This window comes from Gordonia hongkongensis (assembly GCF_023078355.1).
GTDB classification, from domain to species: domain Bacteria; phylum Actinomycetota; class Actinomycetes; order Mycobacteriales; family Mycobacteriaceae; genus Gordonia; species Gordonia hongkongensis.
Window position 1 is genome coordinate 2,143,410 of sequence record NZ_CP095552.1, and the last position, 25,530, is coordinate 2,168,939.

Annotated in this window: 13 protein-coding genes, 2 tRNA genes and 2 pseudogenes; 8 read left to right on the forward strand and 9 right to left on the reverse strand. The window is 69.2% G+C overall.

Going from position 1 to position 25,530, the window contains the following annotated elements; all coding sequences use genetic code 11:
- The first annotated feature begins 48 nt into the window (after positions 1–48).
- A pseudogene (locus tag MVF96_RS09715) lies at positions 49–4,229 on the forward strand (AAA domain-containing protein).
- 12 nt (positions 4,230–4,241) lie between these two features.
- Here the strand turns inward: MVF96_RS09715 and MVF96_RS09720 are convergent.
- Together MVF96_RS09720 and MVF96_RS09725 are read right to left on the reverse strand one after the other, a co-directional pair.
- Positions 4,242–5,041, reverse strand: a pseudogene (locus MVF96_RS09720) (SIR2 family NAD-dependent protein deacylase).
- A complete protein-coding gene (locus MVF96_RS09725) occupies positions 5,038–5,463 on the reverse strand; it encodes an HIT family protein (RefSeq protein WP_065629038.1) in 426 nt (141 codons plus the stop codon). Before MVF96_RS09725 ends, MVF96_RS09720 begins: the two are co-directional and overlap by 4 nt.
- Positions 5,464–6,046: 583 nt before the next feature.
- Here MVF96_RS09725 and MVF96_RS09730 point away from each other — a divergent pair.
- A complete protein-coding gene (locus MVF96_RS09730; RefSeq protein WP_247451916.1) occupies positions 6,047–15,307 on the forward strand; it encodes a type I polyketide synthase in 9,261 nt (3,086 codons plus the stop codon).
- Between the two features lie 38 nt (positions 15,308–15,345).
- Positions 15,346–15,738: a holo-ACP synthase AcpS gene (acpS, locus tag MVF96_RS09735; protein WP_055474732.1), complete on the forward strand. Its 393-nt coding sequence runs from the start codon at positions 15,346–15,348 to the stop codon at positions 15,736–15,738.
- Positions 15,739–15,751: 13 nt separating this feature from the next.
- Here acpS and MVF96_RS09740 read toward each other — a convergent pair whose 3' ends face one another.
- Positions 15,752–16,378 (reverse strand): TetR/AcrR family transcriptional regulator, encoded by a 627-nt coding sequence (locus tag MVF96_RS09740; protein WP_055474733.1) that lies wholly within the window; start codon positions 16,376–16,378, stop codon positions 15,752–15,754.
- Positions 16,379–16,388: 10 nt separating this feature from the next.
- Entirely contained in the window at positions 16,389–16,865 is a 477-nt protein-coding gene (gene bcp / locus MVF96_RS09745; protein ID WP_055474734.1) for a thioredoxin-dependent thiol peroxidase, read from the reverse strand.
- A gap of 150 nt (positions 16,866–17,015) precedes the next feature.
- Between bcp and MVF96_RS09750 the strand changes: the two genes are divergently transcribed.
- From MVF96_RS09750 to MVF96_RS09760, 3 genes are all read left to right on the forward strand, one after another.
- Positions 17,016–17,240, forward strand: coding sequence for a DUF3618 domain-containing protein (locus tag MVF96_RS09750; protein ID WP_058250014.1), 225 nt, complete (start codon positions 17,016–17,018; stop codon positions 17,238–17,240).
- Between the two features lie 127 nt (positions 17,241–17,367).
- A tRNA-Lys gene (locus MVF96_RS09755) sits at positions 17,368–17,440 on the forward strand.
- Between the two features lie 313 nt (positions 17,441–17,753).
- Positions 17,754–18,944 carry a L,D-transpeptidase gene (locus MVF96_RS09760; protein WP_247452085.1) on the forward strand — a complete coding sequence of 397 codons (1,191 nt, stop codon included), beginning with the start codon at positions 17,754–17,756 and terminating at the stop codon, positions 18,942–18,944.
- Between the two features lie 57 nt (positions 18,945–19,001).
- Here MVF96_RS09760 and MVF96_RS09765 read toward each other — a convergent pair whose 3' ends face one another.
- The 3 genes from MVF96_RS09765 to MVF96_RS09775 all read right to left on the reverse strand — a co-directional run bounded on the left by MVF96_RS09765 (position 19,002) and on the right by MVF96_RS09775 (position 23,546).
- Positions 19,002–21,053, reverse strand: a complete 2,052-nt coding sequence (locus tag MVF96_RS09765) for a neutral/alkaline ceramidase (protein WP_247451917.1) — start codon at positions 21,051–21,053, stop codon at positions 19,002–19,004.
- Between the two features lie 813 nt (positions 21,054–21,866).
- Positions 21,867–23,198, reverse strand: coding sequence for an RNA polymerase sigma factor (locus MVF96_RS09770; protein ID WP_247451918.1), 1,332 nt, complete (start codon positions 23,196–23,198; stop codon positions 21,867–21,869).
- A gap of 3 nt (positions 23,199–23,201) precedes the next feature.
- Positions 23,202–23,546, reverse strand: coding sequence for a YciI family protein (locus MVF96_RS09775; RefSeq protein ID WP_137809297.1), 345 nt, complete (start codon positions 23,544–23,546; stop codon positions 23,202–23,204).
- 178 nt (positions 23,547–23,724) lie between these two features.
- On the opposite strand from MVF96_RS09775, the gene MVF96_RS09780 reads away from it, so the two are divergent.
- Positions 23,725–24,264, forward strand: a complete 540-nt coding sequence (locus MVF96_RS09780) for a hypothetical protein (RefSeq protein WP_159370600.1) — start codon at positions 23,725–23,727, stop codon at positions 24,262–24,264.
- A 5-nt stretch (positions 24,265–24,269) separates the two neighbouring features.
- Positions 24,270–24,494, forward strand: coding sequence for a hypothetical protein (locus MVF96_RS09785; protein ID WP_159370601.1), 225 nt, complete (start codon positions 24,270–24,272; stop codon positions 24,492–24,494).
- A 228-nt stretch (positions 24,495–24,722) separates the two neighbouring features.
- Here the strand turns inward: MVF96_RS09785 and MVF96_RS09790 are convergent.
- Positions 24,723–24,795: transfer RNA gene (locus MVF96_RS09790), tRNA-His, on the reverse strand.
- A 102-nt stretch (positions 24,796–24,897) separates the two neighbouring features.
- Entirely contained in the window at positions 24,898–25,497 is a 600-nt protein-coding gene (gene orn, locus MVF96_RS09795) for an oligoribonuclease (protein ID WP_065629033.1), read from the reverse strand.
- Positions 25,498–25,530 lie beyond the last annotated feature (33 nt).

Genomic DNA, 25,530 nt, shown 5'->3' on the forward strand with positions numbered 1-25,530 from the left:
AGCGTCTTGTAGCGTAGGAGTCGCCGGCGACGAGAGGAACACATCGGTATGCAGGATGACACGCGCGAGACGTTGCGCGATCAGGTCACCCGACTGATGACGTTTCTGGCCGATCTCGTCCGGTCTCGCTCCGGTGACGTCCACGACATCTCCGACCACCCCGGCCATGTCTGGGTCGGTCCGTCCACCGCCGTCGCCGTACGGTCGAACGCGGTGCCGGGCCAGGTCGTGGTGGAGGTCGGCCCGGACGATCCCGACGCCGCTCGGGCCGGCGCGGTCCACGCCGAACTCGCCGCGTTGGTCGACGCGCTCGGCGCGGAGCCCGAAGAACTCGAACTCGTCATCGCGTCCGCACTGGTCACGGTGCGGGACGCAACAGACGCGGACGCCGACCCGTTGGTCCGCGAACATCTCCTCAGTCAGGTTCTGGTCGCCGACCGCGACGCGGACGACACGATCCGGTTCTCGCTCGGGGCGGGCTCGTCTCCCGCGGTTCGCGATACCCATCTGCTCGCTGCTCTCGACGGTCTCGATCTCGCGGGCGCGGTCGGGATCCGCGGCAAGCTGTCGGCGCTGACCTCGGTGCTGTCGCCGAAGACCGCCGAGCTGATGGCCGAGTGGCGCGAGGCGATCGAGGTCGACGCCGAGCGTGTGTCGTTGACGGTCGAGAGCCGGCCCGCGGTGGTCCTCCGCCGTCGCGGGGTGGAGAGTTCCCTCGCGTTCTACGACGCCATCATCGACGACCTGCGGGACGAGGAGTCGGAGGTACCGGTCGCACTGACCCAGCTCGTCCGTCCGATCGAGGCGCCCGACCGTCTCGCCGCCCTCCGCGCCCCCGGCGTCCTCGATCCAACGGACCTGGTCGCCGATGCGCTGTTCCCGTTGCCGTCCAATGCCGAACAGCGCGATGTGCTCGCCCGGCTCGGGTCCGACACCGGTGTGGTGGTCGAGGGTCCGCCCGGAACCGGCAAGACCCACACCATCGCCAACGTGACCTCGGCCTTGCTGGCGAAAGGACAGCGCGTCCTGGTCGTCAGCGAGAAAGCCCATGCGCTCCACGTGCTCCGGGACATGCTGCCGCCCGCTCTGCGGGCGCTCACGGTGTCGATCGCCGACGTGTCCCAGGACAGTTCCGAGGGCATCGTCGATGCGGTGACCGAGCTCGCCGAACGCAAGGCGTCGTTCACGCCCGGGGTCGCCGACGCGGAGATCGCCGACCTGGCCGCGCGCCGCGATCACGCTCTGCGACAACGGGATCAGCTGCTCCGCGAACTCTGGGACCTGCGTGCGGAAGAGACCGAGGCCCACGAATGGGTCGCGGGGGACTATCGGGGATCCCCGGCGGAGATCGTCCGCCGGGTGCGGGCAGACGCCGCCGCGTTCGACTGGCTGCCCGGGCCGGTCCACGGCGCGGTGCCCCCGCTGGACTCGGCCGAGTTCGTCCGGCTGGCGGACCTGCTCGCGAGCACCGGTGGCTCCGGATCGCGTCTCGCGCAACGGTTCGTCGACCTCGACCACCACCTGCCCGAGCCGGCGGAGATGGACTCCATCTGCACCCGGATCGCCGCGCGGCCCCGCGAGCCGATGGCCGGCGCCGGGACGCTGCTGTCCGTGCTCGACGGGGTCGACAGTGACCGGTTGGTCCGGATCAAGGACATCTGCGACGAACTCGCCGTCGCCTCCGGCGAGGTGGCGTCGTACCCGGAGCCGATCGTCGACATGGCGGACCGGCTGCTCGCCGGACGCGCCGCGCACCTCTGGTCGCGGGTGACGACGCTGTCACCGGTCATCGCCGAGGCCGCTCGTCGGGACCGTGACCTGGGCGCGCACGCGGTCGTCGTCGACGGGGCGCGGCCCGGCGACGCCGCGTTGTTCGACGCCGCCGCCGACCTCCTGCGAGACGGCGGTCAGTGGCGGGGACGGTTGCGACGTTCGCCCGAGCAGCGCGCGGTCGAGGAGTCGCCGGTGCGGGCCACCGTGGACGGACGGACTCCTCGCGACGAGGCCTCGTTGCGCCGGGTCGCCGATCACCTCACCGTCATCGACGCGGTACATCAGGTGCATCGCATCCTGGCGGACCTGCACGTCCCGGTGGACGCGTCGGGGTCGCGGTCGGCGCAGCTCGACCACCTCGTCCGCCTCGACAACCAACTGGCGTGGATCTCGAGGCTGCTCACCGGCCGGGAGCATCTCGTCCGTGAACTCGAGGCGATCAGCCCCGGCGGCCCGAGACCACGCACCGTCGCCGAGGCAGCCGAGGTGGCCCATCAGGCGCGATCGGTGGCGGCCGCCAACGACGCGGTCCGCGCCGAACAGGAACTCGCCGACCGCGTGTACGGCCTGACGACCGAACTCGAACAGGGGCCGTCGCCGGAGGGTGACGCGCTGCTCTCGGCACTCGCCACGGCCGACCCGGTCGCGATCCGAGACGCGCGGCGCGCGTTCGCGGCCGCCGCAGCCGAGGCCGACGAGCAGAATGCCCTGGAGCTTCTCGGGCTCCGATTGCGCAGCCGGGCACCCGAACTCGCGAAGACGATGTGGGCGAGCGCGCAGGACCCGATCTGGACCGAACGCGCCCGGGACATGGGCGCGGCGTGGGCGTGGCGGTTCGCCCACACCTGGGCGGAGGAACGCAGCGATCCGTTCGCCGAGGACCGGCTGCAGTCCGACCTCGACGCCGTCGAGGTCGACATCGCGGCCCTCACCACCCGGCTCGCCTCTGCGCGCGCCGTCCGCGAGGTGCTGGCGCGCACCACGGCCGGCGAGTTGCAGGCCGTCCAGTCCTACCGCGACCACATGATCAACCTGGGCAAGGGATCGGGCAAGCACGCCAATCGTTTCCGACGCGCGGCGCGCGAGGCCATGGCCGAGGCGCGCAACGCCGTGCCCGCCTGGATCATGTCGATCAGCCAGGTGGCCGAGACCCTCCCACCGCGCCGCAACTCCTTCGACGTCGTCATAGTCGACGAGGCGTCCCAGGCCGACATCACCAGTGCGTTCCTTCTCTGGCTGGCCCCGCGCGTGATCGTCGTCGGTGACGACAAGCAGTGCGCGCCCGTCGGTCTCAGCGGCACCAGCCTCGATTCCGCGTTCGCCGAACTCGATGCCACGCTGCCCGACCTCCCGACATACCTACGCGACGGGTTGACGCCGCGGTCCAGCCTGTTCTCGTTGTTGCGCAGCCGTTTCGGCAACGTCGTGGGACTGCGGGAACACTTCCGGTCCATGCCCGAGATCATCGAGTTCTCGTCGCGCCAGTTCTACGGGTCCGCGCCGCTGATCCCGGTGCGCCAGTACGGTTCCGACCGGCTCGAACCATTGCGGACGGTCGCGGTCGACGGAACGGCCACCGGGACCGGCAACGGCATCAGCAACGAGGCCGAGGCGGCCGCCATCGTCGACGCCCTCCGGGGGTGTCTGGCCGATCCGGCATACGACGATCTGGACTTCGGTGTGATCGCGTTGCAGGGCGTCAAGCAGGTGGAGACGATCGAGAAGGCGCTGCGCGCCGCGATCGACACCGAGACCTGGCGCTCGCGTCGTATCCGCGTCGGCTCACCCCGGACTTCCAGGGAGACGAGCGGCGCGTGGTCTTCCTGTCGATGGTCGTCTCGGACGCCGGTGCGATCTCCGCGCTGACCCGCGCGGAGTCCCAACGCCGGGTCAACGTGGCGGCCACCCGGGCCATGGACCAGTTGTGGCTGTTCCATTCGATCGGACTCGACGAGTTGCGCCCCAACGACCTTCGTGCCTCGCTGCTGTCCTATGTGTCCGCCAACGAGGGTCCGTCGATCGGGGCCATGCCGTCCGACGTGCCCGACGATCGACGCGTGAGCCCGTTCGACAACCTCCTCGAACAGCGCGTGTTCAACCGTCTCGCGGCGCTCGGCTATCACGTGACCCCGAAGGTCACGGTCAACAACCGGATCGTCGACCTGGTCGTGTTGGGGGCCGATGCGCGCATGGCCGTCGAGTGTGATGCCGACGAGTTCGCCGGGACCGGGCAGCAGGCTCGGTCGGATCTGGAGCGCGAGCGTGAATTGCGCCGTTGCGGTTGGGAATTCGTCCGCGTGCGCGAGTCGGAGTTCGAACTCGATCCCGACCGCGTGCTCGATCATGTCGCCGCCGTGCTCGACGAGCGCGGGTGCAAGCCGGGGTCGCTCGTCGCGGTTCAGACGACGGACGACGTCGGGAGATGGCAGCCGATCGACCTCACCGCGGGGGAGTGACGCCGCACCTCGTCAGCCGAGTGACGCGAGCAACGCCGGCAGACCGACGGCGGCGGGCATCCGCAGACTGTGGGTCACGATGTCGGACAGCGCGGACGGCGACGGGTTGAACTCGATGACCGGGATGCCCGCACGCGCGTTCGGGTAGCGCGGCTGCCGGGTAGACGATCCCGCTGGTGCCCACGACGAGCACCACCTCGGCCGCACGGAACGCCTGATCCGCTCGCTGCCAATCCGATTCGGGCAGTGCTTCGCCGAACCACACGATGCCGGGCCGCACCCTCCCGCCGCAGCGCGGACACGTGGGCGGGTCGACGCGCGGGTCGTCCGGCGCGGTACCGTTGTCGCCGGGATCGGGGAATGCGCCCGGGCCGTCGTACGGGGTCCCACAGACCGAACACCGGGGCGAACAGGCTGCCGTGCAGGTGGCTGACGACGTCGCTGCCGGCCCTCTCGTGGAGATCGTCGACATTCTGCGTCACGATCATGACGGTGCGGCTCGTGGCGAGTTCGGCGAGCGCGCGGTGGCCCGCATTGGGCTGCGCGGCAAGCACTTCGCGGGCGCGCCAGCGGTACCACCCCCAGACCAGTGCGGGGTCGCGCGCCCACGCTTCCGGGGTGGCGAGTTCGGCGGGATCGAACTTCTCCCACATACCGGTCTGGGCGTCCCGGAAGGTGGCGATGCCGCTCTCGGCCGACATACCCGCGCCGCTGAACACCGTGATCCACTCCGCGCGGCGCACGAGGTCGGCCACCGCGTCCGGAATCCGGGTCTCGGCCCCGGTGTCCGGGTCGGGCTCGCCGAAGGTCATCCGACGGACTCGATCCCGGCGCGCACCGCAGCGGCGGTCTCGTCGGGGTCGGGGTCGCGGCGGACGAGGAAGCCCTTGGCGAAACTCAGCTTGTCCCCGTCGTGTCTGGGGACGACGTGCAGGTGGGTGTGGAAGACGGTCTGGAAGGCCGCGCGGCCGTCGTTCAGTGCCAGGTTGACCCCGTCGGCGGACACCGGTCCGGTCTTCATCGCGGTGGCGACTCGTTGGCCGGCGCGGAAGAGAGCGGCGCCGAGGGTGGGGTCGAGGTCGTCGAGCCCGGAGGAGTGGACCCGGGGCACGAGGAGGGTGTGCCCGCGGGTCACGGGCCGGATGTCGAGGAACCCGAGGACGTCGTCGTCGGAGTAGACGATGCGACCCGGGGAGGTGCCCGCGATGATGGCGCAGAAGATGCAACTGCTCATGCGGCCGACTCTAGTGGGGTGTCTCGATGGCACTCGGCCTGCGGCACGGCTGGACCGCGACGCGCAATGGTGCCCCACATCACATAACGGTTTGATAACGGTTGACCGAGCGAGAGTTCGGGCGCACGCGTACCCCTGGGTATGTTGCCTGGCCTGGCGGTTTTCCGACGCTTCCCATGGTGGTTGACACGGTGCCGAAAGTTACCCACGCGGTTACTGGTCGGTATACCGACAGGTCACCGACAAACATGAGGGTTCCCTCACTTTCGTGTGTCATCATAGGTGGCACGTTCACGCCGACGCCGGCTCCGGACAAAACCGGTGCGCGCCAATGTTGTTGTGCGGCAGGCGTGTTCCTTTGTTGTACCAGCTAGTTCGACCCGGCGGTGTCGCCACCGCGGCCGGTCGTGCGCGACGGCGGCGAGACCGATCACGTCAGCGCACGGAAAGGCCGCTGCCGACAGCGTTTCTCGCGCCGCCGCGAGTCGCAGACCAACCGCACAACACCACAGACATCTACTGCACCGCACCTACGCACTCCGCAAATCCACACTCTGAGACCGACCACCACAGAGGAGTATCCGTGACCGTCGACCAGTTCCGCTCCGGCTCGCAGGGCGCCGCCAACGCAGAACGGCCCACCACCACGCTCATCGAGCGGCTCACGCAGGGCGAGCCCTACGCGATCAGCTTCGGCGGGCAGGGCGGCGCATGGCTGCCCACGCTGACCGAGCTGGTCGTCGACGCCGACCTGGAACACCGGGTCGCCACCATCGTCGATTCCGCCGAACGGCTCGTCGAGCCGGTTGCCGACGAACTCGTCGTGGCACGGGTGTGCGGGTTCCACCCGCTCACCTGGGTGCACGCGCACGACGCAGGTGAAGACGTGCCCGCCGAGGCCACTCTCGCCGATTTCACCCTCTCGGGTCCGGGTGTGCTGCTCACCCAGCTCGCCGCCGTGGAGGCACTCCGCAAGCAGGGCCTGGACACCGCCGTGCTCCCGCCGAAGGCCGTGGTCGGGCATTCCCAGGGCTCGCTGGCCACCGATGCGGTGGGCGCCGACGGCCGGATCGCCGAGTCCGGTCAGGGCCTGCTGCTGGCCGTCGCGCACCTCATCGGCGCCGCCGGTTCGTTGACCGCGCGTCGCCGCGGGCTGGGCGTCACCACCGCCGGCACGCCGATGCTCGCACTGACCAACGTCAGCCCGGCTCGCGTCGACGAGATCCTGGCGCAGTACCGCGCCGGCCTGTCCGACAACGATCTGACGACCGCCCCGGTGGTCGCCATCAAGAACAGCCGCACCGCGGTAGTGCTGTCCGGTGCGCCGCGGCACCTCGCCGCGTTCGCCGCCCTCTGTGAGCGGGTCGCCGCGACCGAGGCCGACGAGCGCAAGCGCAAGCTCACCGGCGGGGCGCCGTTCGCGCCGAAGTTCGACCACCTGCAGGTGTCGGTGGCCTTCCACCACCCGGCGATGGCCGAGGCTGTCGAGCTGGTCGGCCAGTGGGCTGACCGCTGCGGCATCGACCGTGACCTCGCCACCCGCCACGCCCACGACATCCTCGTCGGGCACGTCGACTGGGTCGCCTCGGTCGACTCGATCGTCGCCGGCGGCGCCAAGTGGGTCCTGGACTTCGGTCCCGGGGACATCGCGACCCGTCTCACCGCATCACTGGTCCGCGGGCAGGGCGTCGGCCTGGTGCCCGCCGCCCTGCGCGTCGGACAGCGCAACCTGTTCAGCCCCGGCGGCGTGCCCGAGGTCGCGACCCCGTGGTCGCAGTTCGCGCCCACCCTTGTCGAGCTGCCCGACGGCCGTACCGTCGTCGAGACCTCCTTCACCCGCCTCACGGGACGTTCGCCGATGCTGCTCGCCGGCATGACGCCGACGACCGTCGACCCGGCCATCGTCGCCGCCGCGGCCAACGCCGGACACTGGGCCGAGCTGGCCGGTGGCGGCCAGGTCACCGAGGAGATCTTCGCGCGCAACATCGCCACGCTCACCGATCTGCTCGAGCCGGGCCGCGAGGCGCAGTTCAACGCGTTGTTCCTCGACCCCTACCTGTGGAAGCTGCAGCTCGGCGGCAAGCGCATCGTGCAGAAGGCCCGCGCGCAGGGAGCCCCGCTCGACGGCGTCATCGTCTCGGCGGGCATACCCGAACTCGAGGACGCGGTCGCGCTCGTCGACGAGTTCGTCGAGGCCGGACTCCGGTTCGTCGCCTTCAAACCCGGCACCGTGGAGCAGATCCGGTCCGTCGTGCGCATCGCGGCCGAGGTTCCGCATCACCCGATCATCGTGCAGATCGAGGGCGGCCGCGCCGGTGGCCACCACTCGTGGGAAGACCTCGACGACCTACTGCTCGCGACCTACGGCGAGCTCCGCGCCCGCCCGAACGTCGTGATCTGCGTCGGCGGTGGCATCGGCACACCCGAGCGCGCCAGTGAATACCTCACCGGCAGCTGGTCGGCCGGCTACGGCTACCCGACGATGCCGCTCGACGGCATCCTCATCGGCACCGCCGCCATGGCGGCCAAGGAAGCGACGACGACCCCCGAGGTCAAGCAGCTCCTCGTCGACACCGCCGGCATCGACGAGTGGATCGGTGCCGGTCACGCCACCGCCGGAATGGCCTCCGGCCGTTCGCAGCTCGGCGCCGACATCCACGAGGTCGACAACACCGCGTCGCGCTGCGGCCGGTTGCTCGACGAGGTCGCCGGTGACGCCGACGCCGTGGCCGCCCGCCGCGACGAGATCATCGCCGCGATGGCCGACACCGCGAAGCCGTACTTCGGCGACGTCGCCACCATGACCTACCGCGAGTGGCTCGACCGGTACGCCGCGCTGGCCGTCGGTGACGCCCGCGGCGAGCAGGTCCCGTGGGCCGACATCACCTGGCAGCAGCGCTTCGTGGAGATGCTGCAGCGCACCGAGGCGCGCATGCACCCGCAGGACTCGGGGCCCATCCCGACGATGTTCGCCGAGGTCACCGCCGCCGCCGATGCGTATGCCGCGATCGACGCGCTCGGCAGCGTGTACCCCGAGATCGACACCGACATCCTGCATCCCGCGGACGTCGCGTTCTTCCTGGAGCTGTGCCGCACCCCCGGCAAGCCCGTCAACTTCGTGCCGGTGATCGACAAGGACGTGCGCCGCTGGTGGCGCAGTGACTCCCTGTGGCAGGCCCACGACCCGCGCTACGGCGCCGACGCCGTCTGCGTCATCCCGGGGCCGGTCGCCGTCGCGGGCATCACCCGCGTCGACGAGCCCGTGGGTGAACTGCTCGATCGGTTCGAGGCCCGGGTCGCGTCCGATCTGCAGGCCGCCGGGGAGCGCCCGGTCGCCGTCGCCTCCCGGCACCGTGCCGGGCTGGCCGAGGAAGCCGGCGTGCTGACCTCGGTGCTGGAGTCCGACGACGTCAGCTGGGCCGGCCGGATCGTGGCGAGCCCGATCGCGCTGCTCGGCGATCGCGACGCCTGGACCGTGGTCGGACCCGAGCGGGCCGAACACGCCGTCAGCGGCGCCGTCCTGGAGCAGGTCTCCGCCGACTCCGACGCCACCCGTTTCGACCTCGTCGTCACCATCTCGGGCGCTTCCGTGCGTATCCCACTGCTGGCCGGCGGGAGCCTGCGCGACGGTGGTTCGCCGCTGGTGGGCCTCGACGACGCGTCGACCGCGATGCGCGAGATCCTCACCGTGGCCGCCGGCGGCAGCCTGGCCGAGGTGACCGACGGCGTGTCGGTCACGACCGTCTCCTGGCAGCCGGATTCGGTCGCCGATCACGCTGCGGTGACCGGGTTCTCCCTGCCGCCGCACCTGCGCCCGACCACCCCGACCGACCCGTTCGGTTTCGCCGTGCCCGACACCCTGGTCGGCGCGTGCTGGCCGAGCGTGTTCAGCGTCATCGGCGCCGCCCGCACCGATTCCGGTGACCCGGTCGTCGAGGGTCTGCTCGACCTGGTCCACCTCGATCACGCGATCGAGTTGACCGGGGCGATCCCCGCCACCGCAGCCGAACTGACCGTCACCGCACGGGCCGGCGCGGTCCGGGACGCCGACGTGGGTCGTGTCGTCGAGATCACGGTGGAGATCGCCGGACCGGCCGGCCCGATCGCGACGCTCGAGGAGCGGTTCGCGATCCGTGGGCGTCTGGGAGCCGCCGAGCTCACCGACCCGGCCCGGGCCGGCGGCGCACCGGCCGCTGAGCAGTCGGCCACACGGAAGCTGATTCGGACCGCCACCATCACCGCGCCGAACCGGATGAACGGCTTCGCCGTCGTGTCCGGTGACCGCAACCCCATCCACACCGACGCCGCCGCGGCCAAGCTTGCCGGTCTCGGCGACCCGATCGTGCACGGGATGTGGCTGTCGGCCGCCGCGCAGCAGGTCGTCACCGCGACCGACGCGAAGAATCCGACGCCGTCGCCCCGTCCGCTGATCGGCTGGACCGCACGCTATCTCGGCATGGTCCGGCTCGGTGACCGCATCTCGGTGCGCGTCGACCGCGTGGGTCTCGACAACGGCCGCGAGGTCGTCGAGGTCAGCGCCAAGGTCGGCGACAACCTCGTGATGAGCGCGACCGGTCTGCTCGCCGCGCCGCGGACCGTCTACGCGTTCCCCGGCCAGGGCATCCAGAGCAAGGGCATGGGACTCGACGCCCGCTCGCGGTCGAAGGCCGCCCGCAAGATCTGGGATCGTGCCGACAAGCACACCCGTGCGGCGCTGGGCTTCTCGATCCTCGCCGTGGTCCGCGACAACCCGACGACGCTCGTCGCCAACGGGACCACCTACAACCACCCCGACGGCGTGCTCTACCTGACGCAGTTCACCCAGGTCGCCATGGCGACGCTCGGTGTCGCGCAGATCGCCGAGCTCAAGGAGTCCGGTGGCTTCGTCGAGGGTGCCATCACGTGTGGTCACTCGGTCGGTGAGTACAACGCGCTCGCCGCATGTGCCGGCGTCCTCCCGCTCGAGGCCGTCCTCGAAGTCGTGTTCCAGCGCGGCGAGGCCATGCATCACCTCGTCCCGCGAGATGAGCAGGGGCGCAGTGACTATCGGATGGCCGCCATCCGGCCGAGCCAGTTCGGTCTGGCCGACGCCGAGGTCACCGACTTCGTGTCCGGCGTGGGCGCCGCGGGCGGCGAGTTCCTGGAGGTCGTCAACCTCAACCTCCTCGGCTCGCAGTACGCGATCGCCGGCACGGTTCGCGGTCTCGAACTGCTCGAGGCCGAGATCGACCGGCGGCGTGCGGAGTTCGGGGGCAAGCGCGCGTTCATCCTGATCCCGGGCATCGACGTCCCGTTCCACTCGAGCGTGCTGCGCGCCGGGGTCCCGGAATTCCGCGGCAAGCTCGCCGAGCTGCTGCCCGCCGACATCGACATCGACATCCTGATCGGCCGCTACATCCCCAACCTGGTGCCGCGCCTGTTCAACCTCGGACGCGACTTCGTCGAGGAGATCGCGGCGCTGGTGCCGTCGGATCCGCTGAACGAGGTCCTCGCCGACTGGGACGCCTGGGAGGCGACCCCGAACGAACTGGCCCGGGTGATCCTGATCGAGCTGCTCGCCTGGCAGTTCGCCAGCCCGGTGCGGTGGATCGAGACCCAGGAACTGCTGTTCAGCGGTCCCGAGAACGGGCTGGGAGTCCAGCGCTTCGTCGAGATCGGTCTGAAGGGCGCCCCGACGCTGTCGGGTCTGGCCACCAACACCCTCAAGCTCGACGACTACGCCGCGGCCACCACCGAGGTGCTCAACGTCGAGCGCGACACCGACACGATCCTGGCCAAGGACGCCGGGCACGAGCCCGACGAGGACGAGCTCGACGTTCCCGCAGCGGCCGAGACGTCGGCGGCGGACGCGGCTCCGGCCGCCGCGGCGGCGCCCGCGCCTGCTGCTCCGGCGGCACCGGCGGCACCCGCCGGCGGCCCGCGTCCCGACGACATCGCGTTCACGCCGTCGGATGCGGTGAAGTCCGTGATCGCGCTGTGGACCAAGATGCGCGTCGACCAGATCGGGTCCGCGGACACGATCGAGGCGCTCTGCGACGGTGTGTCGTCGCGTCGTAACCAGCTGCTCCTCGACATCGGCGGCGAGCTCGGACTCGGCGCCATCGACGGTGCCGCCGAAGCCGACATGACCGCGCTGTCGTCGACCGTGGAGACCCTCGCCCGTGGCTACCGGCCGCTGGGTGCGGTGCTCACCGATGCGGTCAGCGACCAGGTCCGCAAGGTGCTCGGCCCGCTGGGCAAGCGCCAGAACTACATCACCGACCGCGTGTCGGGTGTCTGGCAGCTGGGTCCGGGGTGGGGTCTGCACACCACCGTCGCGCTGGCGTTGGGCACCAGGGACGGCGCGTCCGTCCGCGGCGAGGCGCTGGGCAATCTGCTCGACGGCCCGCTGACGAACACCGATTCCCTCGACGCCCTCATCGACAAGGCGGTGTCTGCAGTGGGTGCGGTCAAGGGCATCCCGGTCGGCAAGCCGGCCGCCGAATCCGGTGGTGGCGCAACGGTCGACGCCGCGGCGCTGGGAGAGTTCACCGAGCAGATCACCGGCCGGTCCGGTGCGCTGGCCTCGGCCGCGTACACCCTGCTGGACAAGCTCGGACTCGCCGAGGTCGCCGATCTCGCCGAGGCCGCGGCCGACCCGAACGCCGAGCTCGCCGAGCTGGTCAGCGCCGAACTCGGGTCGGACTGGGCCCGTACGGTGGCGCCGGCCTTCGACGCGGCCAAGGTCGTCCTCATCGACGACCGGTGGGCAACCGCCCGTGAGGATCTCGTCCGACTCTGGCTGACCGACGAGCAGGACCTCGACGCCGACTTCGACACCATCGTCGGCGGGTTCGCCGGAGCCGGTGACACCGTCGCCGACCACGCCACCTGGTGGCAGGGCAAGGCCCTCGCGAACGGAAACGCCGTGCACGGCCGCATCTTCGGCGCGATCGCGCACGCTGCGGAGAATCCCGAGAAGGGTGCCTACAGCCGCGAGATCGCCGTGGTGACCGGTGCCAGCAAGGGTTCGATCGCCGCCGGCGTGGTCGCCGGGTTGCTGGCCGGCGGCGCGACCGTGATCGCCACGACGTCGCGCCTGAACTCCGACCGTCTCGCCTTCTACAAGAAGCTGTACCGCGAGAACGCCCGGGCCGGTGCCGCGCTGTGGATCGCTCCCGCGAACATGGCGTCGTACGCCGATGTCGACGACCTCGTCGGCTGGCTCGCGGGGGAGCAGACGGAGAACCTCGGTGGCACAACGGCAGTGGTGAAGCCTGCGATGAAGCCGACGCTGCTGTTCCCGTTCGCCGCACCGCGGGTCGCCGGTGATCTCACCGACGCCGGCGGTCGCGCCGAGCTGGAGATGAAGGTGCTCCTCTGGTCGGTGGAGCGGCTCATCGGCGGTCTCGCCGACGTCCATTCCGATCACGACATCGCCGCCCGCGTGCACGTCGTGTTGCCCGGTTCGCCGAACCGCGGCATGTTCGGCGGCGACGGTGCCTACGGCGAGAGCAAGGCCTCGCTCGACGCACTCGTACAGCGCTGGTCGGCCGAGGAGTCCTGGGGTTCCAAGACGACGCTCGCCCACGCACTGATCGGCTGGGTGCGCGGCACCGGGCTGATGGGTCACAACGACGGGATGGTCGACGCGGTCGAGGCGGCGGGTGTGCGCACCTGGAGCACCGACGAGATGGCGGCGAACCTGCTCACCCTGTGCAGCCCCGAGCAGCGGTCGGCCGCGGTGAGTGCGCCGATCCTGGCCGACTTCACCGGCGGCCTGGACAGCTCGACCGACCTCAAGGCGCTCGCGGCCACCGCGGCGGCGGCCGCCGAGGAGTCCGCGGACACCGACGAGGAGTCGGCGACGACCGTCGCGGCGCTGCCGGCACCGGCGCGCGCCCCGAAGGCGATGCGTCCGCAGTGGCCCTCGATCGACGCCCGACCCGAGGACCTCGTGGTCATCGTGGGTGCCGGCGAGCTCGGCCCGTTCGGTTCGGCCCGCACCCGCTTCGAGATGGAGGTCGACGAGAAGCTGTCGGCCGCAGGCGTTCTCGAGCTCGCCTGGAACACCGGACTGGTGCACTGGGATTCGGCGCCGAAGCCGGGCTGGTACGACACCGCGTCCGGAGACCCGGTGCCGGAGAGCGAGATCGCCGAGCGGTACCACGACGAGGTCGTCGCCCGCTGCGGTATCCGCCGCTACGCCGACGACGGGGCGATGGTCGACAACACCTCGCCGCTGCTGACCTCGGTCTTCGTCGACGAGGACCTGACCTTCACGGTCAACTCCGAGGCCGAGGCGCGAGCATTCGCCAGTGCCAACCCGGAGAAGACCCGGGTCACGCAGAACGCCGACGGCGACTGGCAGGTCACCCGGTTGGCGGGCACCGAGATCCGCGTTCCGCGCCAGTTCGCGCTGACCCGGACCGTGGGCGGTCAGATCCCGACCGGTTTCGACCCGACCCGCTGGGGCGTCAGCCCCGACATGGTCGAGTCGATCGACCGGGTCGCCCTGTGGAACCTGGTGGCCACGGTCGACGCCTTCCTGTCGTCGGGCTTCACGCCGAGCGAACTGATGCGCTGGGTGCACCCCGGTCTGGTCGCCAACACGCAGGGCACCGGTATGGGCGGCATGACCTCCATGCGCGACCTGTACGTCAACACCCTGCTGGGCGAGGCCAACGCCAACGACATCCTGCAGGAGGCCCTGCCGAACATCGTTGCGGCACACGTGGTCCAGTCGTATGTCGGTAGCTACGGCGCGATGATCCACCCGGTGGCGGCATGTGCGACCGCAGCTGTGTCGGTCGAGGAGGGCGTCGACAAGATCCGCCTCGGCAAGGCGCTGTTCGCGGTGGCGGGCGGCTTCGACGACCTGGGTATCGAGGGCATCGTCGGCTTCGGCGCGATGTCGGCGACCGCCGACTCGGCGAAGATGACCGCGCGCGGCATCGACGATCGCCGGTTCTCGCGTGCCAACGATCGCCGACGCGGCGGGTTCGTCGAGTCGGCCGGCGGCGGCACGATCCTGCTCGCCCGCGGCGATGTCGCGGCCGAGATGGGTCTGCCGGTGCTCGGTGTGGTCGCGTGGGCGCAGAGCTTCGGCGACGGTGTGCACACCTCGATCCCGGCTCCGGGTCTCGGTGCCCTGGGCGCGGCTCGCGGGTCACTGTCCTCGCCGCTGGCACGTGCGCTCGGTTCGCTCGGCGTCAGCGCCGACGACGTGGCGGTCGTGTCCAAGCACGACACCTCCACCAAGGCGAACGATCCGAACGAGTCCGAACTGCACGAGCGGCTCGCGGCGGCCATCGGCCGCGGCAAGGGCGCACCGCTGTTCGTGGTGTCGCAGAAGTCGCTGACCGGTCATGCCAAGGGTGGCGCGGCGGCCTTCCAGCTCATCGGTCTGTGCCAGATCCTGCGTGACGGCGTGATCCCGCCCAACCGCAGCCTCGACTGTGTCGACGACAAGATGGCCGAGTACCCGCACCTGGTCTGGCCGCGGGAGACCCTCCAGCTCGGCGAGCGGTTCCCGCTCAAGGCGGGTCTGCTGACCAGCCTCGGCTTCGGTCACGTGTCCGGACTGATCGCGGTGGTGCACCCGGAGGCGTTCATCGCCTCGCTGAACCCGGAGGAGCGCGACGCCTACCGTCAGCGCGCCGACGAGCGGACCCGCCTGGGCAGTCAGCGCTTCCTGCAGTCGATCTGCGGTGGCGAGCCTGCCTACCAGCGTCCGCCGAACCGTCGCTTCGACGAGTCGGTCGACGAGCACGACGCCGAGGCGGGCATGCTCCTCGATCCGCAGACCCGTCTGGACGGCGCCGACGTCTACGTCGCCGGTGAGCCGGTGGCGGGTGGTCGGTGACACCCGGTGAGGCGAATGGCGCGAGCGACTACCAAGGGATGAGCGTTCTCGGTGTGGGAATCGACATCGTGTCGATCCCGGAGTTCGGCGAGCAGCTCCGGCAGCCGGGTACGACGTTCGCCGACCGGTTCACGGTCGGCGAGCGTCGGGACTCGGCCGCCGGGACCGGCGACGACGCCCGGCATCTGGCCGCCCGCTGGGCGGCCAAGGAGGCGGTCGTGAAGGCGTGGTCGGTGAGCCGCTTCTCGCGGTCGCCGCTGTTGCCGCTGATCCGGCACAGCGACATCGAGGTCGTGACCGACACGTGGGGCCGTCCGGCCATCCGTCTGTCGGGCGAGATCGGCGAGCATCTGCGCGACACGACCGTGCATGTGTCGCTGACCCACGACGGGGACACCGCTGCGGCGGTGGCCATCCTCGAGGGCAGGTAGCCCCGCGCGGCTCTCAGACCGTCGTCGACTCCTCGAGCAGCAGATAGCCGGCGAGCATCCGCTTGAGTTCGGCGACGGTCTCGTCGTGGTCGTGGCCGTCCTGTACGGAGAAGCTCAGGAGCGAGTAGGCCGTGTGGACGAGCACCTGGGACATCATCTCGCGGCGTTCGCGCTGCGACGGCGTGAGCGGCGCGATGATCCGCGCGACCTGTTCGGCGAGCACCCGTTCGTTCAGCGACGCCGTGGCGCGGGTCGCCGGTGTCGACTGGACGGCCAGCCACACCGCCCGCCGCGACGGGTCGGTGCGCCACAGGGCCGCCAGGTGATCGAGGAACTTCTCGAGCAGGCTGGGCCACTCCAGGGACGGCACCTCCGAGGAAAACGCCGTGAGTTCCTCGCGGACGTCGACGGTGTCCTGGCGGTCCAGCTCGCACACGATGACGTACTTGTTCGCGAAGTACTGATAGAGCGTGCCGATGGGGACCTCGGCCCGGGTCGCGATCTCCTCACAGGTCAGCGATTCGAACCCGACGTCGATCAACAGCTCGCGTGCTGCTTCGAGCATCGCCTGGAACTTGCGCTTGCTGCGTTCCTGAGTGGGCCGCTTGCGCGGCACCAGCGGTTCGGCGGACTCGGGCATCGGGGCCGGCTCAGACGGACAGGTCGCGGCGCAGCTTGGCGACGTGTCCGGTGGCCCGGACGTTGTACTGCGCGAGTTCGATCGTGCCGTCGGCGTCGACCAGGAACGTCGACCGGATGACGCCGGTGACGGTCTTGCCGTACATCTTCTTCTCCCCGAATGCGCCCCACTCGGTGAGCACCTTCTTCTCCGGGTCGCTGAGCAACGGGAACGTCAGGCCCTCGGCCTCGACGAACTTCGCCAGCTTCGCGGGCTTGTCGGGGGAGATGCCGAGGACCGCGATCCCGGCCTCGTTCAGCTCGCCGAGGTTGTCGCGGAAATCGCACGCCTGCTTGGTGCACCCCGGGGTGGCCGCTGCGGGATAGAAGTAGACGACGACCTTGCGGCCGGCGTAGTCCGACAACGAGACCGGGTCGCCGTTCGCGTCGGGCAGCGTGAACGACGGCGCCGTGTCGCCCACGGACAGTCGGGTGGTGGTCTCAGCCATGAGAGCCAGGCTAGTGCATGGCGACATGCCCGGATGCCGGGATGTCGTAGCATCGAGTCGCTGCCATCTGGCGGTTCGTCCCCGGCGCCGAGAGGTCGTGCGGCGGCCGGGAAGTGAGAAGACCAACGAGAAGCGCCGGAAGGATGCAACGTGGCCGGAGATACCGAACGTATCGAGCAGGACATCGCCAAGGCCCGTGAGGACCTCGCCAGCACGCTCGACGCGCTGGCCGAGCGCGCCAACCCCCAGCGGCTCGCCGACGACGCCAAGTCGAAGGCTCTCGCGACACTGCAGACGCCTGCGGTGAAGTACGCACTCGCCGGGGTCGGCGCCCTGGTCCTGCTCGTCGTCGTCCGCAAGGTCGCCTCGCGATGACCCGCTGATCCAGCAATCGGCGGCGCGACCTCGTCCGCACGGGCCCGTCGAACGGCAGAAGCCACTCCGACCAGGCGATTTCACTTCTGCCGCGGGGGTCCTGTAAGGTTCCATCTCGCACCGCCAAGCGCCATTAGCTCAATTGGCAGAGCAGCTGACTCTTAATCAGCGGGTTCGGGGTTCGAGTCCCTGATGGCGCACAGAGTACTCAAGACGCCTCGCATCGAGCGAGGCGTCTTGTGGCGTCTCAGACGGTTTCGACCGCGGCCGGTGGTCGATGAACGGCAGATGAACGTTCGGCGTTTCGGGTGCGCAACACGCCGCTCGAATGGATGACGGCCGAAGCGTTCGGTCCGATCTCTCGTACACTGGTCCGCGACATCGGGGTTCGGAATGTCCGTTTCGGATTCGGGGTGTGCAGTGTTCTCAAGGTTGCGGGGCAGCGTGACCGACCGGTTCGGGGTCGGGGCGTCGACAGGCGGGAGTGAGATGGGGATCGGTCGTACTCGGCGGATGCCGCTGATCATCAGCGGTGTGATGTTGGCAATCGTCGCGCTGGTGACGTCGTGCACGCAGCAGGCGTCGTACTCCGACAACGTCAGCAGTTCGAGTCTCTTCGACGATCTGCTCAAGCCGGGTCTCGAGATCACCGAGTGGGCCGAACGTCCCCTGAACGACAACGCCGTCGGCGTGCAGCCGGGTGCGCCCATCAAGGTGAAGACCAGTGAGGGCACCATCAGCCGGGTGCTGATCAAGAAGTCCGACGGCACCCCCGTCAAGGGCACCCTCGCCGACAACGACACGGTGTGGGTCAGCAACGAGGCCCTCGGCTACAACCGCACCTACACCCTGGAGACCGACGCGGTGGGCATCGGTGGTGCGGTCACCAAGAAGGTCACCTTCACCACGAGCAGCCCCAACAACCTGACGCAGGCGTATCTGACACCGAGCCCCGGCGAGACCGTCGGTATCGGACAGCCGGTCGCGGTGAAGTTCGACGAGCCGATCGCGGATCGTCGTGCGGCGCAGCGCGCCATCCGGATCACCACCGACCCTCCGGTCGAAGGGGCCTTCTACTGGATCAGCCCGAGCGAGGTCCGGTGGCGGCCGGCGGAGTACTGGAAGCCGGGCACCAAGGTGCGGGTCGCGGTCAACACCTACGGCATCGACCTGGGTGACGGACTCTTCGGCCAGGAGAACGTGCGGACCAACTTCACCGTCGGACGCTCGATGATCGTCACGGCCGACGACAACACCAAGCAGGTCGTCTTCGAACGCGACGGCAAGGTCATCCGGACCATGCCGACGTCGATGGGCAAGGCCGGCGACGAGACCGACAACGGCATCTACCTGGTCTCGGACAAGCACGACCACATCATCATGGACTCGTCGACCTACGGCGTGCCGGTCAATTCGTCGAACGGTTACCGCACCCCGGTCGACTACGCGACCCGGATGTCCTACAGCGGCATCTTCTTCCACTCCGCACCATGGTCGGTGTGGGCGCAGGGGAACACCAATACGAGTCACGGCTGCCTGAACCTGAGTCCGGAGAACGCTCTCTGGGTCATGGAGAACACCCTCCGCGGCGACCCGGTCATCGTGAAGAACACCACGGGCGGAACATTGTCGGGCACCGATGGTCTCGGCGACTGGAACATCCCGTGGTCGGTGTGGCGCAAGGGCAACGCCGACAACGCCTGACGCTCAGCACGCCTTCGGACGCCACCGAACCGCAGCGCGGTCGGTGGCGTCCGTGCGTCAGCGGGACCCGACGCGGAACGTGCGACTCGTCCCGGAGACGGGCCTCGTCGACCCGTTCGCATCGCGGCTGTCCCCGAAGTAGCGGATGCGGTACATCCCGGACGCGTCCGTCGGCGACCGCCAGGTGATCGTGATCCGCGACGTGTCGGTGCTGCCGGCCGGGCGCGCCCACCGGAACTCCGTGGACCAGTCGTTGTCGTCGGCGACCGTCGTCCACTCGCTGCCGGTACGCCGCTGCACCTCGAGATAGGTCCGGCCGTGCCGGAAGTCGTTGTTGGGATGCGCGCCGACGAACTGCACGGTCACGATCGAACCGGGGCGGTACGTGGCGTCGGGTTCACGCAGGACGTCGCCGTAGCGTCGGCCCGGTATCGGACGGTCGGCGGGGACCGGGGGCACCAGGTCGGGTTGCGGTCCGGACTTGTCGACCGGCGCCGGACCACGGCCGATCCGGCGTCCGGACGACATGGCCGCGGCGAGCGCGGCGAACTCCTGCAGGTAGGCGGACAGGGTGTACCGCCCGAATTGGGTCTCGCCGCCTTCGTAGTGCTGCAGGTCGTATTCCTCGGGCGTCGTGACGTACTGGGTGTAGGCGTTCGCGAACCCCTGCACGAGGACGTTGTCGACGTCGGTCCGCAGTTCGTCGGCGACCACTCGACGCAGCCGCAGACCCGCGACGACGGTGACCTCGGCGGGTACGGCGACGAGCACGAGTTCGCCGATGCGCATGAGCTGCAGCGGCACCACCGCCGGGATCCAGCCCGAGGGCGGCAGCAGACCGAGCGGGAACGCGATCAGTTTGGGCGCCTGCATGTCTCGCATCCACGGTGCGATCGGCGGGACGCGGTCTCCGCCGAGCGCGGTGACGAGGGGATTGGTCATGCCCTCCACGAGGAAGGGGAGCGGTTGCTCGTAGTTGTCCTCGCTGCTGGTCGCGACCGCGCCGGCACCCATCATCGCGGGGGTGGTCGACGCCGGTCGGCCGTCGGGTGTGTAGGTACCGGAGATCCGGACCGCCGACATGTCGACGTACCGCACGATGGAGTCGACGCCGCCCCGGGTCATCGGGCGGGCCGCCTCGAAGCCTCGCCGTCCGGCGACGTACTGACGCTCGCCGATGAGTTCGCAGTTGCGTCTGTTGTCCGATGTCGGTCCGCGCGGATCGAACTGCGCGAGTGCGAGGTTCGGCGTCATGTCGCCGGAGTTGGTCTGTGGGAACGCGGCCACGAACCCGGGCTGGGTTCGCTCCCACAGGTGGCTCGCGTAACCCTTGTTGTCGCCGGCGATGAGGACGTTGCGGTCGGTGAGAGACGTGCCGTGTGTCGGGAACCAGGTGATGGCACCGACATCCCGGCCGCCGGAGGCGTCGTGCTGCCGCAGTCGTAGCACCGTCACCTGAGGGTCGATCGCATCGGGGAAGTGCCGCTTGTCTGCCGACGGGTTCGCGTCGAAGGCGACCCGGGATCGATTCCGGCTGGCGTCGTGCAGTTCCTCGCGGCCGATCGTGACGCTGCCGGGCGCGAGATTCTCGTGCGCGCGAACGATCGCGGCGAACATGCCGTCGATCTCGGCGTCGTAGGAGTTCTTCTTGAACCCGAACGCGGCGAGCGAATACGCGTAGTCCCAGGACGTGCCGCCGCAGGAGGCGTGCGTGTGCTGTGCATTCAGATTCACGTTCGATTCGGTGTACAAGGAGCCGAATCGGTTGCGCAGCTTGACCATCAGGCCCATGTGGTGCGACTGGAACAGGCACGCGAGGTCGGCGGTCAGGAAGACGACGCGCTGCCCGGTGGCGGGATCGACGATGATGTAGGCCCGCGCCCAGCAACGCTGCAGGAGCCCGGCCGCGACCTGCTCTGGATTCGAATACCCCATCATGCCCTGGCCGGCGACCGCGCCCGTGACATCTCCGATGCCGCAGCCGACGAGGTAACTCGTCGACCCCGGGGGCGACGCGCCGGCCGGGGCGGCGGACAGGCCGGACCCGAGCCCGGCCGCGGCGGCGGTCGCGGCGGCACCGGCCATCAACTGTCTGCGCGTGAGGTCCACGTGCCGTCCTTCCGGGCGTCGGACGACACCGGCAGACGTGCGGTGTCATCGCGGCACACACCCTGACGGCGCGGCCGTGTGGTCGAGATCAGTTCAGGACGTCGAACTCAGTCGTTGTCGTCGCCGCCCGGGATCCCGATGATGAACCCGATCCCGATGATGATGCACGAGATCAGGGCAACGGCAGGCATGACCCAGTAGGAAGGCATGTGGTGAACGTTACTGCGAGGCATGCCCATGCGCCCGGCTTCGGGGACTTTCGGGGACGAAGGTCCCCGGGCGCCGTCGACCCCCGACCCCTGGACTTCAACTCGACCGGCAGACCTCGATCGAAGTCTGCCGGTCGAGTTAAAGTCTGGCGGTCGGGAGGTCACGCCTGGCAGACAACGACGGACCGTGAATTGTCCACAGCAACGACCTGACCGGAGACGCGTATTCGGCAGTGCACCGTCCCGTAGCCGATTGCGGCGATGTACATTGCGGCCGGCCTGGTCGCAGGTCCGGTGTTGAGTGTCAGTGAGTACCGTCCGGCGAGGTTCGAGTACGGAATCACATAGTCCTGCCACTGTCCAGGGGCATACGCGATCGACACGTGAGGGGCATCCGCCTCGATTGTGTAAAGCACGTTGACGCTGGCGTTCGCTGGCACAGCGTTCGTCAACCCGAGAGCAGCGCCGGCAAAAACGCAGAGCAGGGCGAGAATTCTACGCACGGGGATCTCCTAGACGGGGATCTCAGTGTGATACATCGCGGGTTCGGCGTAGTGAGGTTGACACCTATTCGTCCGACTGGACGACGGCTTCTGCAACGAGATCACACCTCGCCCAGCTTCCTGTCGTCTCGGACCGGGCCGGTGAAGAGCCCGGACAGTGCGTCGGCGAGATAGTCGTCCTCGGCGCCGTTGCCGGGTAGTTCGAGCGCGCGACGGTACGCGGTCGCCGCGCCGCGGTCGTCGCCCAGTTCGCTCAGCGTGAGGGCACGGGCGATGTGAAAGGGCCGGAACCGGTCGAGTTGTGTGTCCGACTGCAATCGATCGAGCATCGCGATACCGCGCGCCGGGCCGTACGCGCGTCCGACGGCGACTGCGCGACCGACGCGCACCACGGGTCCGGGATCGTGCACTTCGAGTAGTCGGTACAGGACGGCGATCTGGGTCCAGTCGGTCTCGTCCGCGGTGGCGGCCTCGGCGTGCACGGCCGCGATCGCCGCCTGGATCGTGTACAGACCGGCGTCTGCTTGTGCCGCAGCGTGTTCCGCGAGCGCGAGGCCCTCGGCGACGAGCGCCCGGTCCCAGAGCCGGCGGTCCTGGTCATCCAGCGGAACCGGTCGGCCGTCGGAGTCGAGTCGAGCCGGCCGGCGGGACTGAGTGAGCAACAGAAGGGCGAGCAGTCCGGTCGTCTCGGCGTTGGGGAGCAGTGCGCGCAGGGTGCGCGCGAGGGCGACGGCCTCGCCGGTGAGATCGTCGCGGATGTGCGCGTCCCCGGTCGAGCGCGCGAACCCCTCGGAGAACAGCAGGTAGATGACTCGCAGGACCCCGCCGAGCCGACGCGGGAGATCGCCCTCGCGCGGCGGCGCGAACGGAACACCCAGCGCGCCAATTCGCTTCTTGGCGCGCACGATTCGCTGCTGGGTCGTCGGTACCGGGATCAGCAGCGCATGCGCGACCTCCGCGGTGGTCAGCCCGGCGACGAACCGGAGGGTGAGCGCGATCCGGTCCTCGGCGCGTAGCACGGGATGGGTGCAGGCGAAGAACATGCCGAGGCGTTCGTCGGGCAACCCCGGTGGCGGCGCCTCGGCCGGGTCTCTGAACTCCGCAGGGGTGGAGGCACGTTCGGTCTCGGTGTGCAGCCGGGCCAGTTTCCCGGCCAGGACGGATTCACGCCGCACCACGTCGAGCGCCTTGCGTTTGGCCGTCGTCGTCAGCCATGCCTCCGGTGAATCCGGGACTCCGGTACGCGACCAGGTGATCAGGGCCTGCGCGATCGCGTCCTGCAACGCGTCCTCCGCGAGGTCGAGATCGCCGAACTTCTTCGTGAGCGTGGCGAGTACACGAGAACGGACGTCGCGATCGACGGCCGACACCGCCCGGCGGGCTACGGACCCTGCGGAATCCGTGGCCGCCGAACGGTGTGAATTGTTCGTCATCGCTCAGTACGGTGCGAGCGGCCGAATCTCGACATGGCCGCCGGGTGCCGAACCGGGGCTGCGGCGGGCCCACTCGATCGCCTCGTCGACATCGGCGACGTCGATGACATAGACCCCGCCGACGAACTCCCGGACTTCCGCGAACGGCCCGGACGACGCGACCACCCGCTCGCCGCTGTCGTCGGTGTGCACCACCGCGCGCTCGTCCTCCAGCGCGAAGGAGTTGACGACGACACCGGCTTTGGTGATCTCCTCGTCGAAGGCGAAGAACTCTTCGGGGCTGGCGCCACCGTCCTCACCACAGGCCGGATCGTTGACATGTCCCATGAGCAGCAATGCGTACTTCATCGTTCCTCCAGTCTCGGCCGACTGATGTGGCCATGATGCCGAACCGGATCGGTCCGACACCATGGTGACGTACGGCGATTCCGGATATCGACAGCGCTGCGAAAAGAGATTCGGGACATGAGACGTAGCGCGCGAACGACGTCAACGACATGGTCCTGTGGGAGCAGACAAACGCCGAATGAGATTGACGAACAACTCGGTCGAGGAACCCACACCGGGCGACGGCGCGGACTACGATCCACAGATCGACACCGCAGCCGACGACGCACCGCCCACCCTTCCGCCCCCGGGCGAGCCGTCCTCTACTCATTCCGGAGGCGCCCCGCTCGGCGGCCCCACCCACGAAGACGCCGCCCAACTCGAACAGGTGCTCAACGACGACTTCGAGTTCGATCTGACCGGCGATGAGCTAGAAGCGGTCAGACGCTGGCAGGGTACGGACCGCTTCTACCAGCGCGTACAGATGCGGATGCGCGAACAACTTGGGGAGTTCGACGACGACGAAGCCGATCACGTGGGGTTCACGGACCCCGGCAGCGCCCCGGTGCTCCTGCGAGTGCTAGCCACACGAGGAACACGAGCCCTGTGGGTGCCACCGGTGGGCCACCCGGAGCTTGCGAATCAGCGAGAACTCCTGCTTGGAGCGTCCGCGCTGTACATTGTGGGTGTACAGGCCACTGAAGAAGGACTGACCGAAGTGACCGTGGAAGTGAGGTGAGCGTGATGTCCAAGGAACGACTCTGGGACGATTCCGCGTTCACCCCTGTCGGACGAACCCCGCAGCCTCCCGCCTCACTGGACGCGCTCCTCGCCGACCTCGGCCTGGGACGCGCCGACGAGCGCGAACGCCGCCACGCTCTGAGTGACTGGCTCGCGAACCATGAACCGTCGAAGCGCCTCGTCCGAAGTTTCGAGCGTCGCGGGTACGGCGACCTCATAAGCGGCTGAGACCTTCTCCCACGCGCGCAACCCAGCGGGTGCGTGCGTCGAACGTCGATGTTGGGGATACCGTGCGGCAGCTACGGCGGCCATCACCCAGACGCTGGTCCACCGGGTGCCGGGAATCTTAGAACCAGGCCCACGTGTGGTGTCATCCGGATCGCTCTGATGCACAGCGTGTTGCATCACGGCCACGAAAAAGCCCCGCCTGCGGATCGCAGACCGGGGCTTCGTCGGGGTGGATGACGGGACTCGAACCCGCGACAGCCAGGATCACAACCTGGTGCTCTACCAACTGAACTACATCCACCATCGGCGTCGGAAACCTGGGCGTCAGCGCCGGGTCTCAGAGCCATCAACACTCTAGCGGGTCGGTGCCGCAGAACTCCAATCGGTTACCCGACCTGCGTGTTCAGGCGGGGCCGAGGTCCTTGACGATCTCGGCGAGGGCATCGGTGTCCGGGCCGGGGGCGGGCACGAACGCCGCGGCGCGGTAGTAGCGGAGTTCCCGGATCGACTCGCGGATGTCCGCGAGGGCCCGGTGCGCGAGCCCCTTCTCGGGCTGGCCGAAATAGACCTTGGGGTACCAGCGCCGGCACAATTCCTTGATCGAGCTGACGTCGACCATGCGGTAGTGCAGGTAGGCGTCGAGTTCGGGCATGTCCCGCGTGATGAATCCACGGTCGGTACCGATCGAGTTGCCCGCGAGGGGGACCGCGCCGGCGGTGGTCACATGCTTGCGGATGTAGTCGAGCACCAGCTTCTCGGCTTCGGCGAGGGTGACGGTGGACGCCCGCACCTCCTCGGTGAGACCCGAGGCCGCATGCATCTTGGTCACCACGTCGGGCATCGACGCCAGCGACTCGTCGTCGGCGTGGATCACGACATCGACACCGTCGCCGAGGATGTTGAGGTCGCCGTCGGTCACCAGGGCCGCGATCTCGATGAGTTTGTCCGACTCGAGTCGGAGTCCGGTCATCTCGCAGTCGATCCACACCAGTTTGTCCTGCACCCGACAACCTTAGCCAACCTCGCGCGCGAATCC

What these genes read in the sequence shown, in the direction of transcription:
- MVF96_RS09725 (WP_065629038.1), bottom strand. Translation starts at nt 5,463, where the DNA reads ATGAGCAGTTGCATCTTCTGCGCCATCATCGCGGGCACCTCCCCGGGT.
- acpS (WP_055474732.1), top strand. Translation starts at nt 15,346, where the DNA reads ATGAGCGTTCTCGGTGTGGGAATCGACATCGTGTCGATCCCGGAGTTC.
- MVF96_RS09740 (WP_055474733.1), bottom strand. Translation starts at nt 16,378, where the DNA reads ATGCCCGAGTCCGCCGAACCGCTGGTGCCGCGCAAGCGGCCCACTCAG.
- bcp (WP_055474734.1), bottom strand. Translation starts at nt 16,865, where the DNA reads ATGGCTGAGACCACCACCCGACTGTCCGTGGGCGACACGGCGCCGTCG.
- MVF96_RS09760 (WP_247452085.1), top strand. Translation starts at nt 17,754, where the DNA reads ATGCCGCTGATCATCAGCGGTGTGATGTTGGCAATCGTCGCGCTGGTG.
- MVF96_RS09770 (WP_247451918.1), bottom strand. Translation starts at nt 23,198, where the DNA reads ATGACGAACAATTCACACCGTTCGGCGGCCACGGATTCCGCAGGGTCC.
- MVF96_RS09775 (WP_137809297.1), bottom strand. Translation starts at nt 23,546, where the DNA reads ATGAAGTACGCATTGCTGCTCATGGGACATGTCAACGATCCGGCCTGT.
- MVF96_RS09780 (WP_159370600.1), top strand. Translation starts at nt 23,725, where the DNA reads ATGAGATTGACGAACAACTCGGTCGAGGAACCCACACCGGGCGACGGC.
- MVF96_RS09785 (WP_159370601.1), top strand. Translation starts at nt 24,270, where the DNA reads ATGTCCAAGGAACGACTCTGGGACGATTCCGCGTTCACCCCTGTCGGA.